The following is a 15,466-nucleotide window of genomic DNA, read 5'->3' on the forward strand; positions in this document are numbered from 1 at the left end:
GGGATCCGCCGATGTCGGCGGCCTTCGCTAGCGTGGTGACACCATGACCGAGCAGCTCAGCCCCGCCCTCGCGCGCCGCATCGCCCTGGCCGCCCAGGGCTTCGGTGCCGCGCCGCCGCCGCGGGTCGGCACGCGGCAGATCCTCGGTGTGATCGACCGGATCCGGCCGCTGCAGCTCGACTCGGTCAACGTCTTCGAGCGGAGCCACTACCTCCCCGTCCTCGCCCGCCTCGGTCCCTACGACCGCGCCCTCCTCGACGCGGTCGCGTTCTCGCCGAAGGGCCACTACCTCGAGTACTGGGCGCACGAGGCGGCGCTGATCCGGCGTGCCGACCTCCCTCTCTACCGCTGGCGAATGGAGCACTACCGCCGCGTCCGCCTGCCCGAGCACGAGGGCTGGGCGGCCGAGAACCGGTCCACGCTCGACTGGCTCCGGGCCGCGCTCGCCGACGGGCCGCTGCGCGCCTCGGAGATCGAGCACGAGGCGAACACCCGCACGGGTCCGTGGTGGGGCTGGTCCGACATGAAGCGCGGTCTCGAGGTGCTCTTCCGCTGGGGCGAGGTGGTGACGGCCGGGCGCACGCGGTTCGAGCGCTCCTACGCGCTCGCCGAGCAGGTGCTGCCCCGCGAGGTGCTCGACGCCGAGGTCTCCACCGAGGACGCGGTCCGCGAGCTGGTGCGCCGCTCCGCCCTCGCGCTCGGCGTCGGCACCCTCGGCGATCTGGCCGACTACCACCGGCTGCTGAAGGCGCCGACGCTCGCGGCCGTGCACGACCTGGTCGACGCCGGCGAGCTGGTGCCCGTCGAGGTCCGCGGCTGGGAGCGCTCGGGCCGGCCGCTGCCGCTCTGGCGGCACGCGGCGGCGCGGCGCCCTCGCGAGCTGCGGGCCGACGCGCTGCTCTCGCCCTTCGATCCCGTGGTGTGGCACCGCCCGCGCGCCGAGCTCTTCTTCGACTTCCACTACCGGATCGAGATCTACACCCCCGCGGCCCAGCGCGTGCACGGCTACTACGTGCTGCCCGTCCTGCTCGACGACGTGATCGCGGCGCGGGTCGACCTCAAGAGCGACCGGCAGAACGGCGTGCTGCGGGTGCAGGCGGCCTGGCGCGAGCCGGGAGCGCCGCCGGACACCGCCGAGCGTCTCGCCGCGCTGCTCGTCACCGCCGCGCACTGGCAGGGGCTCGACTCGGTCGACGTCGTCGGCCGCGGCACGCTGGCGGCGGATCTCCTCGTCGCGCTCACCGCCGGGCACCGGGAGGTCCTCGCATGAGCGGTCCGCAGGAGCGGCAGGGGCCGATCGCGCTCGCCCTGTCGGAGAAGTGCGTGGGCCTGCTGCTCGAGCGCGGCACGATCAAGGGCGTCAGCTCGATCGATCTGGCGCACGCCGCGGGGATCTCGCTGCGCACCTTCCACCGCTACCTCGGCGGAAAGGAGGACTGCGTGCGGCCCGTGCTCTACGCGGCGATCGCCGCGATGGGGCGCGAGCTCGTGGCGCGGCCCGCCGCCGAATCGCTCAACACCGCGCTGGGCGCCGCGTTCGCCGCGGCGGCCTCCGGTCCGCAGCTGGAGCGGACGCTGCGGCTGATGCCGCTGCTCACCGAGACGCCCGGCATGCGCGCGGTCTGGGCGCAGTCGCTGCACGACGGCGAGGCCGCGCTCACCCCGAGCATCGCGCAGCGGATGGGGCTCCCCGCAGCGGACGAGCCGCGCGCGGCCGTGCTCGCCACGGTCGTGCTCGCGCTGGTGCGGCGGGCCCTCGTGGACGCCGTCGCGACGGGCACGGACCCGGCACCGGTCTTCGACGACTACCTGACGACGCTCGACGGCGGCCCGCTCGCGGCCGGCGCGCCTGCTGCGCGCTGAACGACGCCGGGTCTCGATACGCCGCTGCGCGGCTACTCGACCACCATGGCGGAAGCGCCGCTGTGCGGCCCCGCACCACCAGACCGCGCACTCTTCCATGCTGATCGAGTAGCCCGCGCAGCGGGCGTATCGAGATCCACCAGCGTCAGAAGTCGAGTCTGCAGACCTGGCGTGTTGATGACGGCGGGTCTCGATACGCCCCTACGGGGCTACTCGACCAGCATGACTGCAACGCCCCGCGGCTCAGCGACCAGCATGGATGCACCGCTCCGCGGTCACCCGACCGGCATCTGCCGGCCGCCTCCTCCGTGGCGTCAGAACTGGACGCGGGGCGGCTCCGAGATGGCGGCGAGGTCGCCGACCTCGAAGAACTCGCGCTCGGAGAAGCCGAGGCGGCGGGAGAAGAGCGTGTTCGGGAAGACGGTGACCTTGGTGTTCATCTCGCGGACGCCGCCGTTGTAGAAGCGGCGGGCGGACTGGATCTTGTCCTCCGAGTCGACCAGCTCGCCCTGCAACTGCAAGAAGTTCTGGCTGGCCTGCAGCTGCGGGTACGCCTCCGCCACGGCGAAGATCGACTTCAGCGCCTTCTGCATGTGGTCCTCGGCGGCCGACGCCTCGGCGGGCCCCTGCGCGGAGAGCGTCTCGGCCCGGGCGCGTGTCACCGAGTCCAACACCTGCCGCTCGTGCGAGGCGTAGCCCTTGACCGAGTCGATGACGTTCGGGATCAGATCCGCCCGCCGCTTCAGCTGGACGGTGATGTCGCTCCAGGCCTCGTCCACGCGGACGTTCAGCGTGACCAGGGAGTTGTAGGTCGCCCAGAGGTAGATCCCGAGGACCACGACGAGCACGACGACGATGATGAGCGGGACGAGCCATTCCATGCCGACAAGTGTAGGGAAGGACCCCGCGACGTCCGGCGGAGTCCGGCGCATTCGCAGAGAGACCGGCAGCGCTACTTCAGGGTCTTCTGCATCAGCACCGTGCTCAGCCAGCGCTCGAACTTGAAGCCGACCCGGCCCATCCGGCCGACCTCGACGAAGCCGTACTTCGCGTGCATCGTCAGCGACGCCTCGGCGCCCTTGTCCGCGATGACGGCCATGACCTGGCGGATGCCGACGGCCTTCGCGCGCTCGAGCAGCTCGGTCATCAGCGCCTTGCCGAGGCCCTTGCCGGTCGAGGCGGCGCGGAGGTAGATCGAGTTCTCGACGGTGAACCGGTAGGCGCGCTTGGACGACCACGGCGACACCATCGCGTAGCCCAGGATCTGACCGGACGGCGAGACGGCCACGATGAACGGCAGCCCGAGCTTCTGGTTCCGCGCGAACTTGGAGCGCCACTCCTTCAGCGTCGAGTCGTCCTCGTCGAAGGTCACCACGGTGTTCCGGACGTAGTGGTTGTAGATCTCCTGGATGTCCGGCAGATCGGCGTCGCGCGCCTCGCGGATCTCGAAGGAGAACTCCGGCTCGGGGGCGGGCTGTCGCCGCAGGTGCGGCGGGAGGACCCGGCGCTGCTCGTACTCTTCCTCGAGCATCTCGCTCCTTCTCGGCGGTGGTGGTGGGCGTCTGCGCTCCCGGGCGACGGCCGGGATCCGGGCCAGCGTAGCCGGGGCGGCGGAGCGCCGCACCCGCGGCGGGCCGCGCGCGGGTCAGTCCAGGAGAGCCCAGTCGACCGGTTCGGCCCCGCGCTCGGCCAGCAGCTCGTTCGCGCGGCTGAACGGCCGCGAGCCGAAGAAGCCGCGCGAGGCGGACAGCGGGCTGGGGTGGGCGCTCTCGACGATGCCGGAGTCGCCCAGCAGCGGTCGCAGATTCGCCGCGTCGCGCCCCCAGAGGATCGCGACGAGCGGCTGCTCCCGGGCGACGAGCGTGCGGATCGCGTGCTCGGTGACCCGCTCCCAGCCCTTGCCGCGGTGCGAGGCGGGCGCACCCGGTGCGACGGTGAGGACCCGGTTGAGCAGCAGCACGCCGCTGCGGGTCCAGCCGCTGAGGTCGCCGTGCTCGGGCGGGGCGACGCCGAGGTCGTCCCGCAGCTCGCGGTAGATGTTCCGCAGGCTCCGCGGCAGCGGCCGGACATGCCGGTCCACGGCGAAGGACAGCCCGATCGGGTGCCCCGGAGTCGGGTACGGGTCCTGCCCGACGATCAGGACGCGCACGTCCTCGAGCGGGGCCGCGAAGGCGCGGAGCACCTGCGCCCCGGCCGGCAGGTAGGGCCGCCCGGCCGCCGTCTCCGCGCGGAGGAAGTCGCCCATCGCCGCGATGTCGCCGGCGACCGGGGCGAGCGCCTCGGCCCAGCCGCGGTCGATCAGGCCGGCGCCGGCCAGCTCCCGCAGGTCCACGCTCAGCTCGCGGCGAGGGTGGCGACCGACACTCCGGCCTCGCCCGCGCTCGCGCGCCAGACCGAGCCGGCGCCGCGGACGCGCAGCGCGCCCGTGCCGACGGTGAGGACGGTCGACTCGTCGATCGCGACGCCGCCGTCGACCAGTCCGGCCTCGACGGCCGCGACCAGACGGCCGAGCGTGCCCCACTGCGCGGCGTGCACGTCGATCGAGACGTCGACGAGCCCGATGCCCTCGAGCACCGTCACCTCGTCCAGCTCCTCGGCCGCGTGCTCCGGCGCGACGGCGACGCCGCCGATCCGCGAGCCGCCGACGATCGCGCGGTCGGCGGCCACCGCCGCACCCGCCGAGTAGCCGGCGTAGGGCACTCCGGACGAGACGAGGTCGCGCAGGCGCGGGAACGACGCCTCGAGCGCGTCCCGGTACGCGGGCGTCAGTCCGCCGGCGACGAAGATCCCGTCGACGTCGTCGAAGACCGCCGGGTCGATCCGACCGCCCTCGGGCTTCATCACTGCCACCGGGAGGAGCTTGCCGGCCGTCGCGAGCGTCGCAGCCCAGCCGGCGTAGACCTCGGGGCCGAGTCCGTCGTGGACGACGACGATGGCGATCCGCGGGCCCTCGATGCGGCCGGCGTCGACGGCGCGGTCGTGCGCCTCGGTCAGGAAGGCGCCGTAGAGCTGCTGGTCGTGCTCGACTCCGCCGCCGCCGCCGATCAGGTGGACGCTCACTCGTCGTCCTCCGCGAGGGCCCCCGCCACCGGGGGCAGAGCCGACCACGGGAAGACGATCCAGCGCGGCGTGCGCCGCCAGAAGAAGTCGGGCTCGAGCACCGTGCGCGGCTTCGTGTAGAGGGTGACGGTCTGCACCTCCGCGCCCATCGCGCGGATCAGGTCGACCGAGAGGGCGAGGGTGTGGCCGGAGTCGGAGACGTCGTCGACCAGGAGGATGCGCTTGCCGCGCACCGACGCCTCGTCCAGCAGCGGCGGCAGCACGACGGGGGCGGCCAGCCGCGCCTCGACGCCGGTGTAGAACTCGACGTTCAGCGCACCGCAGCTCTTGATGCCCAGCGCGTAGGCGACCGCGCCGGCGAGCAGCAGGCCGCCGCGCGCGATGGCCACGACCAGCTCGGGGCGGTAGCCGGAGGCGACGACGTCGTCGGCGAGATGGCGAGCGGCGTCACCGAACTCGAGCCAGCCGAGGACCTCCTTCTCCGTGGCGGCGAGGAGGGCGGCGGAGTCGTCGGCGTCGGAAACCATGAGGGACAGGCTAGAGCGTCGCGAGGCCCCGCGTCACATCACGGGGCCTCGCGAGCGGCGCCTGTCACGCCTTCGGGGTGAGCGCGCCCTTGATCACCTTGTGCGGAGCGGCCTGCGCGACCGGCTTGATCGTCACCAGATCGAGGTTGACGTGCGGCGGCAGCTCGACGGAGGAGACGATCGCCGCGGCGACGTCCTCGGCCACCAGCGGGGCGGGGACCTCGGCGTAGACCTTGTCCGCCCGCTCCTTGTCGCCGCCGAAGCGGACGAGGGAGAACTCCTCGGTGTGCACCATGCCGGGCGCGATCTCGATCACGCGGATCGGCTCGCCGGCGAGCTCGAGGCGGAGGACCGCGACGAGCGCATGCGCGGCGAACTTCGCGGCGTTGTAGCCGCCGCCGCCCTCGTAGGCGACGTGGCCGGCGATCGAGGTGACGGTGACGACGTCCGCCGAGCCCTCGGAGCCGGCGTCGGCGATGCCCGCCCGCAGCAGCGGGAGCAGGGCGCTCGTGACGAGCTTGACCGAGAGCACGTTGATCTCGAACATCCGGGTCCAGTCGGCGGGGTCGGACGCCTCGACCGAGTCGAGGCCGAGGGCGCCGCCGGCGTTGTTGACGAGCGCGTGCACCGCGCCGGTCTCCGCGAGGTGGTCGCGCAGGGCGTCGACCTGGGCCGCGTCGGTCAGATCGGCGACGAACACGCTCGCACCGGTCTCCGCGGCGAGCGCCTCCAGCCTCTCCCGGCGGCGGGCGACCGCCACGACGTCCCAGCCGTGCTCGCGGAACAGGCGGACCGTCGCCGCCCCGATCCCCGAACTCGCTCCTGTCACCACGACGCGTCGAACCACGCTCGTCCTCTTTCCGTCAAGCCTCGGACACCATCGACTCCGTCGTCGGAGCCAACGCTAGCCTGGCCGCATGCAGCCCGCCGACCCGGCTCCCGTCACCGCCGGGTCGCCCACTCCCCCCAAGCGCCGCGTGCCCCTCTGGGACAACGCCCGCTTCGTCTGCGTCGCGCTCGTCGTCATCGGGCACGGGATCCAGCGGCTCACCGCCAACTCGGACACGTCGCTGATCGTCTACCTGACGATCTACGCCTTCCACATGCCGGCCTTCGCAATCATCTCCGGCTACTTCTCCAAGGGCGGAGCGCCGAACGCCCGCGCGATGCGCCGGGTGCTGACCGACATCCTGCTGCCCTACCTGATCATGGAGACGATCTGGACGCTGGTGCAGTTCGCGGTCGAGGGCAAGCAGGAGTTCAACCCGACCAAGCCGAGCTGGACCCTCTGGTTCCTGCTCGCGCTCGGCATCTTCCGGCTGGTCCTCCCCTATCTGGCGCTGCTGCGCTGGCCGCTGCTGATCAGCGTCGTCCTCGCGGTCGGCGTCAGCTACTACGACAACATCGACTCGACGTTCTCGCTGGCGCGCGCGATCGGGATCCTGCCGTTCTTCGTCTTCGGCTGGCGGCTGCGCGGCTGGAAGGCGGGCTCGCGGCTGCTGGTGGACCGCTGGCTCGATCTGACGCCGCGGCAGATCCTGCTCTCGCGGGTGATCGCCGTCGCCCTCTTCGCCGCGACGGTCGTCGTGATGACCGTCAACATCGACGCCTTCCGCGCGGCCGACCTGCGCTACTGGTTCTTCTACGACCGGCCCTACGACGCGCTCGGCGAGACGGCCTGGTGGGCGGGGCTCGTCCGCCTGGCGCTGATGGCGGCCGCGGTCGTGCTCTCGCTCGCGCTGTTCAGCCTGATCCCGCGCCGCCGCACGGCGATGACGGCCTGGGGCCAGTCGACGATGTACGTCTACCTGCTGCACAGCTTCGTCCTCTATCCGCTGCGGGAGTCGGGTCTGCTGTCGGCGACCGAGAGCACTCTCGCGCTCGTGCTGATGGTCGTCTTCTGCGTCATCGTCTCGGTGGCGCTCTCGCTCGGCTGGACGCGCACCGTGTTCCACAAGATCGTCGAGCCGAGGGCTCAGTGGCTGTTCGCACCGGTCGCCGACGAGCGGCCCGAGCGGGCGAACCGCGCGGACCCCACCGGGTCCAAGCGCGACCCGCAGCCGACCTCCGGGATCCGCACCCGCCGCTGACCCGGCGCGGTTACCCCGTGTGTCGAGCGCCCTGGCCGCGTCCACGGCCCGCACCTAGGCTCGTCGCGACGGGGAACGGCCCTCCGTTCCGAACCGACGATGCGATGGGATGCACCATGACCGACTCCGAGAAGTGGCAGTTCGAGACCAAGCAGATCCACTCCGGAGCCGCGCCCGATCCCGTCACCAAGGCGCGCGCGACCCCGATCTACCAGACCACCTCCTACGTCTTCGACAACGCCGAGCACGCGAAGAACCTCTTCTCGCTCGCCGAGTTCGGCAACATCTACACGCGCATCCAGAACCCGACCCAGGCGGTCGTGGAGGAGCGCCTCACCGCGCTCGAGGGCGGCTCCGGGGCGCTGCTGCTCGCGTCCGGCCAGGCGGCCGAGACCGCGGCGGTCCTCAACATCGCGCAGGCCGGCGACCACCTCGTCTCGTCCTCGTCGATCTACGGCGGCACCTACAACCTCTTCAAGTACACGCTGGCCAAGCTCGGCATCGAGACGACCTTCGTCGAGAACCAGGACGACCAGGAGGAGTGGCGCCGCGCGGTCCGCCCGAACACGAAGCTCTTCTTCGCCGAGACCATCGGCAACCCGAAGATCAACATCCTCGACATCCGCGCCGTCGCCGATGTCGCGCACGCGGCGGGCGTCCCGCTGATCGTGGACAACACGATCGCGACGCCGTACCTGATCCGGCCGTTCGAGCACGGCGCGGACATCATCGTGCACTCGGCGACCAAGTTCCTCGGCGGTCACGGCACGGTGATCGGCGGCGCGATCGTCGACGGCGGCACCTTCTCCTGGACCGCGAACGCGGCGAAGTTCCCCGGGCTGACCACGCCCGACCACTCGTATCACGGCGCCGTGTACACGGACGCGGTCGGCGACTCCCTGGCGTACATCATCAAGGCCCGCGTGCAGCTGCTGCGCGACCTCGGCGCCTCGATCGCCCCGGCGAGCGCCTGGCAGCTGATCCAGGGCATCGAGACCCTGTCGCTGCGGATCGAGCGCCACGTGCAGAACGCGCAGGAGATCGCGGAGTACCTCGAGAACCACTCCGACATCGCGACGGTCAACTACTCGGGGCTGCCCACCTCGCCCTGGTACGCGGCGGCGAACCACTACGCGCCGAAGGGCGTCGGCGCCGTGCTCTCGTTCGAGCTCAAGGGCGGGGTGGACGCGGGCCGCGCCTTCGTCGACTCGCTCGTGCTCTTCTCGCACCTGGCGAACATCGGCGACGTCCGCTCGCTCGTCATCCACCCGGCGTCGACCACGCACTCGCAGCTCACCCCGGAGCAGCAGCTCACCGCCGGCGTCACGCCGGGGCTCGTCCGCCTCTCGGTCGGCCTCGAGAACATCGACGACCTCCGCGCCGACCTCGCCCAGGCCCTGCAGGCCGCCCGCAGCGTCGTCGAGGCCTCCCGCGCCAACGCCTGAGCATCATGCTGGTCGAGCGACCGCGCTCCATGCTGGTCGAGTAGCCGCGCAGCGGCGTATCGAGACCCACCGTGCTGACAACGCCGGATCTCGATACGGCCGCTCCGCGGCCTACTCGATCAGCATGAAGCGTACGGCCGCGTTGTGACTTGCTCGATCAGCATGTGGCGTACGGCCGCGGCCGCGGCCTACTCGATCAGCATGGGTCCACGCCGCGACCTACTCGATCGGCGGGCGGGCGTCACCCCCGCGTAACAAAGGCGGGCGCCTCGCCGCACTCTGCCACGATGGACACCGCTATGGACTGGCAGCAGACACTCGAGGACACCGTCCCTTCGGCGTTCATCACCGAGCGCCAGCTCCGCTCGGTGATCGGCAAGCCGCCCGCCACCGGCGCCTGGCGCGAGGGCGACCACCCCGGCGGCCGGCGCTTCGTCGAGATCGGCCCGTTCGCCTTCGAGGCCGGCGGCCGCCTCCCGCACGTCCGCGTTGCCTATGAGAGCTGGGGCGAGCTCTCCCCCGCCCGCGACAACGCGATCCTCGTCCTGCACGCCCTCACCGGCGACTCGCACCTGATCGGCCGCGGCGACGCGGGCCACGCGACCGACGGCTGGTGGTCCGGACTCGTCGGCCCCGGCCTCGTGATCGACACCGACCGCTACTTCGTCGTCGCCCCTAACATGCTCGGCGGCTGCCAGGGGTCGACCGGCCCCGCCTCCCTCGCACCGGACGGGCACGAGTGGGGCTCCCGCTTCCCGTACACGACGATCCGCGACCAGGTCGGCGTGCAGACGCTCTTCTCCGACCGGCTCGGCATCGACCGCTGGCACACCGTCATCGGCGGCTCGATGGGCGGGATGCAGGCCCTCGAGTGGGGCATCGACCACCCGGAGCGAGTCGCCCGGCTCGCGGTCCTCGCCGCTCCCCCGCGCGCCACCTCGGACCAGATCGCGCTCAACTTCGTCCAGCTCGAGGCGATCCGCAACGACGCCGCCTTCGCGGGCGGCGCCTACTACGACGCCGGCGACGGCAAGGGCCCGTACCACGGCCTCGCGCTGGCGCGCCGGATGGCGCTGCTCAACTACCGCAGCCCGTCCGAGCTCAACGACCGCTTCGAGCGGAGCTGGCAGTCCGGGCTCAGCCCTCTCGGCGGCGGCGGCCGGTTCGCGGTCGAGTCCTACCTCGACTTCCACGGCAACAAGTTCACCCGGCGCTTCGACGCCAACAGCTACATCACCCTCGTCGAGGCGATGAACTCCCACGACGTCGGGCGCGGTCGCGGCGGCGAGGCCGAGGCGCTCGAGCGGATCACCAGCCCGACGCTCGTGCTCGGCATCGACAGCGACCGCCTCTTCCCCGTCGAGGGGCAGCGGATCATCGCGGCGCACGCGCGCGGCAACATCGACGGCGACGACGTCGCGGTGATCACCTCGACCTTCGGCCACGACGGCTTCCTGATCGAGGACGACGCGGTCGGCGGGCACCTCGCGAGGCTGCTCGCGGTCTGACGCGGCGAACCGGGGTCACCTCCCGGCCGTGCGGCGGGCAGTGACTATCGTGAGGAGGGGGTCCGCCCCGCGCCGCCCACCGGAAGGAGCGTGCCCGTGCCGTTGATCCGCAGCGCTCGCGAGCGCGATCGTCTCCTCCGCCAGTCCGCCTGCGGCATCGGCCTCCTGATCGACGCCACGGCGATCGCCCTGGTCCTCGGCCCCGCCGCCCTGCATGCCGACGCCGTGCCGTTCGCCGTGGCGCTGATCCTGGGGCTCGCCGTCGTCCACCTGCAGCTCGGCCGCAGCGGGCGGATGCTCTGGGTGCTCCTCCTCGCCGCCGGCGGCCTGCTGCTGAGCATCGGCCTCGCCGTGGCGGTCGGCACCGGCGCCGGCTTCGAGGGCTACGTGCTCGTCGGCACCGCCAACGCCGTCACCAGCACCGTCGCCGTGGTGGTGACCACCTCCGTCCGCCGACTGCTGCTGCTCCTGCCCGTCCTCGTGCCGAGCGTCCTCGTCTCCACGATCGTCGCGGCGGACGCGATGCTCTCGAACGCCCTCGTGCAGACCCTGCTCCCCTGGGGCACGCTCTGCGGCTTCGCCCTCTGGATCAGCACGGCGGTCCCCCGGGTCGTCCGGCGCATCGACAGCATCGGCAACGCGCACCGCGTCGAGCGGCAGGCCAGCGAGACGGAGGCGCAGCGCCGCCAGGGAGCGCGGCTCCTGCACGACACGGTGCTCGCGACGCTCACCCTGCTCGCCCACTCCGGCCGCGGCGTCTCCGAGGACGCGCTGCGCCGCCAGGCCGCGCAGGACGCCCAGCTGCTGCGCCAGCTGCGCCTCGGCGGCACGCCGACGCCGAGCGCGTCCGGCTCGTACCAGCTGACCAGCGTCACCTCGTCGCCGGCCGCGAACTCCCTCGAGGACGTCCGCGACCGGTTCGGGCGGCTGGGACTCGAGGTCGTCCTGCACGGCTCGGGCGAGGTCGTCCTCGAGGGCGCCGCACTCGACTCCTTCCTGCTCGCCCTCGCCGAGTGCCTCGAGAACGTGCGCCGGCACTCCGGGGTCGACTCGGCCGACGTGACGATCACCGAGGACGAGCAGACCGTCCGCGCGATGGTCACGGACGCCGGCGCGGGCTTCGACATCGACACCGTGCCCGCGACCAAGCTCGGCTTCAAGGAGTCGGTCGTCGCCCGGCTCGCGGACGTCGGCGGCCGCACCCGGCTGTTCAGCTCGCCCGGCTCGGGCACGACCGTGGTGCTGGAGGTGCCGAAGTGAGCGCCGGCACCGAGAACGCGTCACCGCTCCTCGGCGGGACCGGTGTCGGTTCGGCGCCTCGCAGTCGCTCGCCGCGGGCGGCGGGGGCGAGGAAGGGGCAGCAGGAGACGCTGGGCACCAGCTACCTCGGCAGCGGCCTGAACGGGATCGCGGCGGCGCTGATGGTCTACGAGCTCCTGGTCTTCCTCGTCACCGTCGAGGAGTACGACCGGCCCGGGCTGGTCGTCCTCGCCTGGCTGCTCCTCGTCGCCTCCTTCACCGCGACCGTCGTCGCCATCCACATCTGCGGTCAGCGCCTGCCGCCGGCCGCCTACCTCGCCCTGCTCATCGGGAGCGCCGGCGCGGTGGCGCTCGATCTGATCGCCGTCGCCGGGCACGGCCCGTCCGCCGCCGTCCCGACCGCGGCGGTGGCCGCCGCCGTCGCGCAGGCCGCGATGATCGTGCACCGCCGCAGCATCGAGATTCTCGCCGTCGCCCTCGTCATCGCCGCCGCCGAGCTCGTCGCGTACGGCGCGATGGGCTCGGGCGACGAGACCTCGTTCTCCGTGCGCATCAGCGCGATCGCCGTCACCCTCGCGCCCGCCGTCGTGGCCGTGGTGATGATGCGCGGCTTCCGCCGGATGGTCCAGCTGGAGATCGACCGCGCCCTCGTGCAGAGCACCACGCTCGGCCCGCGCTACGCGGTCGGCATGCTCGCCTCGGAGGAGCTCGCCCGCCTCGACCTCGCCGCGGAGCGCCTGCTCGCCGAGGTCGGCGACGGCACCACGGCCCTCCCCCTCGATCCTCAGCGCGCCGCCCACGCCGCCGCCCTCGCCACCAGCCTCCGGCTGCACCTGATAGAGGGGCGCCGCGAGACCTGGCTGCACCACGCGATCCAGGAGTCGGAGCTGCTCGCGCCGCTCGTCGAGCTGCACGACCCCGACGGAACGGCCGGGCTGCTCAGCCACCGGCAGCGCGACGGCCTGCTCTCCGCCATCTGGCTCATCCTCGACGGCGCCTCCGGGCTCACGGTCGTCCTGCACGTGGACGCCGGAGCACCGCGCGAGCCCGGCGACGACGCCCCGCCGCGCACCCTGCTGGTGCCGCTCACCCTGCAGTCCGAGGGCGTGCCCGTGCGCGGAGTCGATCCCGCGACGTGGGAGGCTATCGCACAGGTCGGGTCGTTCCGCGACACCTCCCACGACGACGAGCTCCGGATCGAGATCGACTGCCACGTCGAGAATCCGGCCGACCGTTGAGCAGCAACGACCGCCCCGCCCTCCCGCCGAGCCGAAGGACACCGATGACCTCCACCTCCGAACCGAAGATCACGCTCGCCGTGGTCGACGATCACAAGATGCTCCTCGGCGCCCTCACGGAATGGATCCGCGGCGCCGCCTCGGACATCCAGCTGGTCGCCGCGGTCGCCTCCTGGCCGGAGCTGCTCACCCACCCGGAGTTCCCCGTCGACGTCGTGCTCCTCGACCTCGACCTCAAGGACAACATCCCGATCTCGGTCAAGCTGTCGACCCTGAAGACCACCGGCGTGAAGACCGTGCTGATGAGCACCTACTCCGAGCCGGCCGTGGTCCGCGAGGCGCTCGCCTCGGGCGCCCTCGGCTACCTCGTCAAGACGGAGGACGCCGACATGATCGTCGAGGCGATCCGCGCGGCCAAGGACGGCCACTCCTACATCTCGCACGAGCTCGACATGGCGCTCTCCACCGGCGACTCCGACGGTGCCCCGAAGCTCAGCGCGCAGGAGCGTCGCGTCATGGCGCTCTACGGCGGAGGCGAGCCCGTCAAGTCCGTCGCCTTCGAGCTCGGCATCTCCGAGGAGACCGCGAAGTCCTACCTCAAGCGGATCCGCGAGAAGTACCGCGTGGTCGGCATCGACGTCGGCACCAAGGTCGCGCTGCGCAAGCGCGCGATCCACGACGGGATTCTCATCGAAACGGACTGAGTTCGATTGCGCGGCGGTCCCCGCCCGCCGCGCCGCAGTCGGCTCCGCGAGAGGGGCGCGTTCCGCAGAGCGTCTCGCGGCGGCTGCGGAGATCCGCTGGCACGCGGATCTCCGTCTGCGCCGCTGCGTGGTCGGCGGCGTCTGCAGACGCGACGGTCCGGGCGACGCCGACCCATGCTGGTCGAGTAGCGCTGCGATCATGCTGGTCGAGTAGCCCCGCAGGGGCGTATCGAGACCCGCCCACCGCACGCACGTGAGCTCGGCAGACCCGCCTTCTGACGGTGGTGGATCTCGATACGCCCGCTCCGCGGGCTACTCGATCAGCATGTGCGGTCCTCGCTCGCGCGAGATGCGTGCCCCCCTCGCATGCCTGCCGAGTAGCCCCGCAGGCGCGCTCCATGCCGGCCGAGTAGCCCCGCAGGCGCGCTCCATGCTGGTCGAGTAGCCCCGCAGGGGCGTATCGAGACCCACCGGCGTCAGCAGGGCGGCCTGCAGACCCCCCGTCCGGTGCCGGCAGGTGCGGCGGCGCCGCCCTACAGGGCGTTGATCGGGACGCTGCCGGTGGCGGGGCGGGCCGGGTCGCGCGGCGGGTCCACCGTGCCGCGAGCGCGGTCGATGGCGATGCTGGCGAAGGCGAGCAGGATGCCGGCGACGGTCAGGACGACGCCGACCCAGATGGGCGACAGGTAGCCGAGGCCGGCGGCGATCGTCACGCCGCCCAGCGCCGCTCCGACCGAATTGCCGATGTTGAGTGCCGAGTGGTTCAGCGCTGCTGCGATCGTCTGGCTGTCGCGGGCGACGTCCATCAGCCGGGTCTGGATGGCCGGCGACGCCCCCGCCGAGAAGCCCGCCGCGAGGAACGTGAACACGACCAGGCCCACGACCGACGTCGCGGTCAGCGCCAGGCCGATCAGAGACACGAGCACCCCGAGGAACAGCACCACGAGCGCGAGCCGCACGTTCCGGTCGGCCGCCCAGCCGCCGGCGAGGTTGCCGACCGTCATGCCCAGGCCGATCACCACCAGGATCCACGGCACCGCACCCAGCGGCAGCCCGGTCACCTCCGTCGACAGCGGCGTGATGTAGCTGTACATCGCGAAGAGGCCGCCGAAGCCGATCGCGCCGATGGCGAGGGTCATCCAGACCTGCAGCCGTCCGAAGGCCTTCAGCTCGTTGCGCATGGTCGCCCCCGGGTTCCCCTGCTGGAACGGCACGAGCAGCCAGACCGCGACGACGGTGACCGCGAAGATCGCCGCGACGACGAGGTAGGCGCTGCGCCAGCCCGCGTTCTGCCCCACCCAGGTGATGGCCGGCACCCCGACGACGTTCGCGATGGTCAGCCCCGAGAGCACGAAGGCGACGCCCTTGCCGCGCTTGCCCGGCCCCATCAGATCGGCGGCGACCAGCGACGCGATGCCGAAGTACGCGCCGTGCGGCAGCGCCGCGACGAAGCGGGCGGCCAGCACGAGCGGGAAGGTCGGCAGCAGCGCCGACGCGACGGTGCCGATCGTGAACGCCGCGAGCAGGATCAGCAGCAGGCGCTTGCGCGGCCAGCGCGCGGCCGCGGCGGCGATGGTCGGGGCGCCGACGACGACCCCGAGCGCGTACGCCGAGATCAGCAGCCCGGCCTGCGAGTTGGCCTGCTCGGAGCTGACCGCGTAGACGCCAGGGAGCAGGTCCGCGGCGAGCTGCGGCAGCAGGCCCATCGCGACGAACTCGGTCGAGCCGATGCCGAAGCCTCCCATCGCGAGGGCGAGCAGGGCGAGGCGGG

The 15,466-nt window shown here is 72.3% G+C and carries 15 protein-coding genes; 8 read left to right on the forward strand and 7 right to left on the reverse strand.

What is annotated here, in order from left to right; all coding sequences use genetic code 11:
- The first annotated feature begins 43 nt into the window (after positions 1-43).
- Together HQQ86_RS02855 and HQQ86_RS02860 are read left to right on the forward strand one after the other, a co-directional pair.
- The gene (locus HQQ86_RS02855) at positions 44-1,270 is read left to right on the forward strand and encodes a winged helix-turn-helix domain-containing protein (protein ID WP_173286308.1); all 1,227 of its coding nucleotides are present in this window, start codon (positions 44-46) and stop codon (positions 1,268-1,270) included.
- Positions 1,267-1,863, forward strand: coding sequence for a TetR/AcrR family transcriptional regulator (locus tag HQQ86_RS02860; protein WP_173286310.1), 597 nt, complete (start codon positions 1,267-1,269; stop codon positions 1,861-1,863). The genes HQQ86_RS02855 and HQQ86_RS02860 overlap by 4 nt, the downstream gene beginning before the upstream one ends.
- 314 nt (positions 1,864-2,177) lie before the next feature.
- Here the strand turns inward: HQQ86_RS02860 and HQQ86_RS02865 are convergent, their stop codons facing one another.
- The 6 genes from HQQ86_RS02865 to HQQ86_RS02890 all read right to left on the reverse strand — a co-directional run bounded on the left by HQQ86_RS02865 (position 2,178) and on the right by HQQ86_RS02890 (position 6,297).
- The gene (locus HQQ86_RS02865; protein WP_173286312.1) at positions 2,178-2,744 is read right to left on the reverse strand and encodes a LemA family protein; all 567 of its coding nucleotides are present in this window, start codon (positions 2,742-2,744) and stop codon (positions 2,178-2,180) included.
- A gap of 71 nt (positions 2,745-2,815) precedes the next feature.
- Positions 2,816-3,394, reverse strand: a complete 579-nt coding sequence (locus tag HQQ86_RS02870) for a GNAT family N-acetyltransferase (RefSeq protein ID WP_173286314.1) — start codon at positions 3,392-3,394, stop codon at positions 2,816-2,818.
- 114 nt (positions 3,395-3,508) lie between these two features.
- Positions 3,509-4,201, reverse strand: coding sequence for a uracil-DNA glycosylase (locus HQQ86_RS02875; protein WP_173287479.1), 693 nt, complete (start codon positions 4,199-4,201; stop codon positions 3,509-3,511).
- The gene (locus tag HQQ86_RS02880) at positions 4,198-4,923 is read right to left on the reverse strand and encodes a Type 1 glutamine amidotransferase-like domain-containing protein (protein WP_173286316.1); all 726 of its coding nucleotides are present in this window, start codon (positions 4,921-4,923) and stop codon (positions 4,198-4,200) included. The genes HQQ86_RS02875 and HQQ86_RS02880 overlap by 4 nt, the downstream gene beginning before the upstream one ends.
- Positions 4,920-5,450 (reverse strand): phosphoribosyltransferase, encoded by a 531-nt coding sequence (locus HQQ86_RS02885; RefSeq protein ID WP_123445400.1) that lies wholly within the window; start codon positions 5,448-5,450, stop codon positions 4,920-4,922. Before HQQ86_RS02885 ends, HQQ86_RS02880 begins: the two co-directional genes overlap by 4 nt.
- Before the next feature lie 64 nt (positions 5,451-5,514).
- On the reverse strand, positions 5,515-6,297 hold the full coding sequence (locus tag HQQ86_RS02890; protein ID WP_320526543.1) for an SDR family NAD(P)-dependent oxidoreductase: 783 nt from the start codon (positions 6,295-6,297) through the stop codon (positions 5,515-5,517).
- Between the two features lie 70 nt (positions 6,298-6,367).
- Between HQQ86_RS02890 and HQQ86_RS02895 the strand changes: the two genes are divergently transcribed.
- The 6 genes from HQQ86_RS02895 to HQQ86_RS02920 all read left to right on the forward strand — a co-directional run bounded on the left by HQQ86_RS02895 (position 6,368) and on the right by HQQ86_RS02920 (position 13,695).
- Positions 6,368-7,540 (forward strand): acyltransferase family protein, encoded by a 1,173-nt coding sequence (locus tag HQQ86_RS02895; protein WP_173286318.1) that lies wholly within the window; start codon positions 6,368-6,370, stop codon positions 7,538-7,540.
- 116 nt (positions 7,541-7,656) lie between these two features.
- Entirely contained in the window at positions 7,657-8,985 is a 1,329-nt protein-coding gene (locus HQQ86_RS02900; RefSeq protein ID WP_123445398.1) for a bifunctional o-acetylhomoserine/o-acetylserine sulfhydrylase, read from the forward strand.
- Between the two features lie 299 nt (positions 8,986-9,284).
- Complete coding sequence (locus HQQ86_RS02905; protein WP_173287481.1) at positions 9,285-10,493, forward strand: homoserine O-acetyltransferase; 1,209 nt, start codon at positions 9,285-9,287, stop codon at positions 10,491-10,493.
- A gap of 96 nt (positions 10,494-10,589) precedes the next feature.
- Positions 10,590-11,753, forward strand: coding sequence for a sensor histidine kinase (locus HQQ86_RS02910; protein WP_367948528.1), 1,164 nt, complete (start codon positions 10,590-10,592; stop codon positions 11,751-11,753).
- Complete coding sequence (locus HQQ86_RS02915; protein WP_173286320.1) at positions 11,750-12,991, forward strand: hypothetical protein; 1,242 nt, start codon at positions 11,750-11,752, stop codon at positions 12,989-12,991. Before HQQ86_RS02910 ends, HQQ86_RS02915 begins: the two co-directional genes overlap by 4 nt.
- Before the next feature lie 44 nt (positions 12,992-13,035).
- Positions 13,036-13,695: a response regulator gene (locus HQQ86_RS02920; RefSeq protein ID WP_173286321.1), complete on the forward strand. Its 660-nt coding sequence runs from the start codon at positions 13,036-13,038 to the stop codon at positions 13,693-13,695.
- Positions 13,696-14,228: 533 nt separating this feature from the next.
- On the opposite strand, the gene HQQ86_RS02925 is transcribed toward HQQ86_RS02920, so the two are convergent.
- The gene (locus tag HQQ86_RS02925; protein WP_173287483.1) at positions 14,229-15,440 is read right to left on the reverse strand and encodes an MFS transporter; all 1,212 of its coding nucleotides are present in this window, start codon (positions 15,438-15,440) and stop codon (positions 14,229-14,231) included.
- Positions 15,441-15,466: the final 26 nt, after the last annotated feature.

The sequence above is a fragment of the Rathayibacter sp. VKM Ac-2857 genome (assembly GCF_013205025.1).
Taxonomy (GTDB): Bacteria; Actinomycetota; Actinomycetes; order Actinomycetales; family Microbacteriaceae; genus Rathayibacter.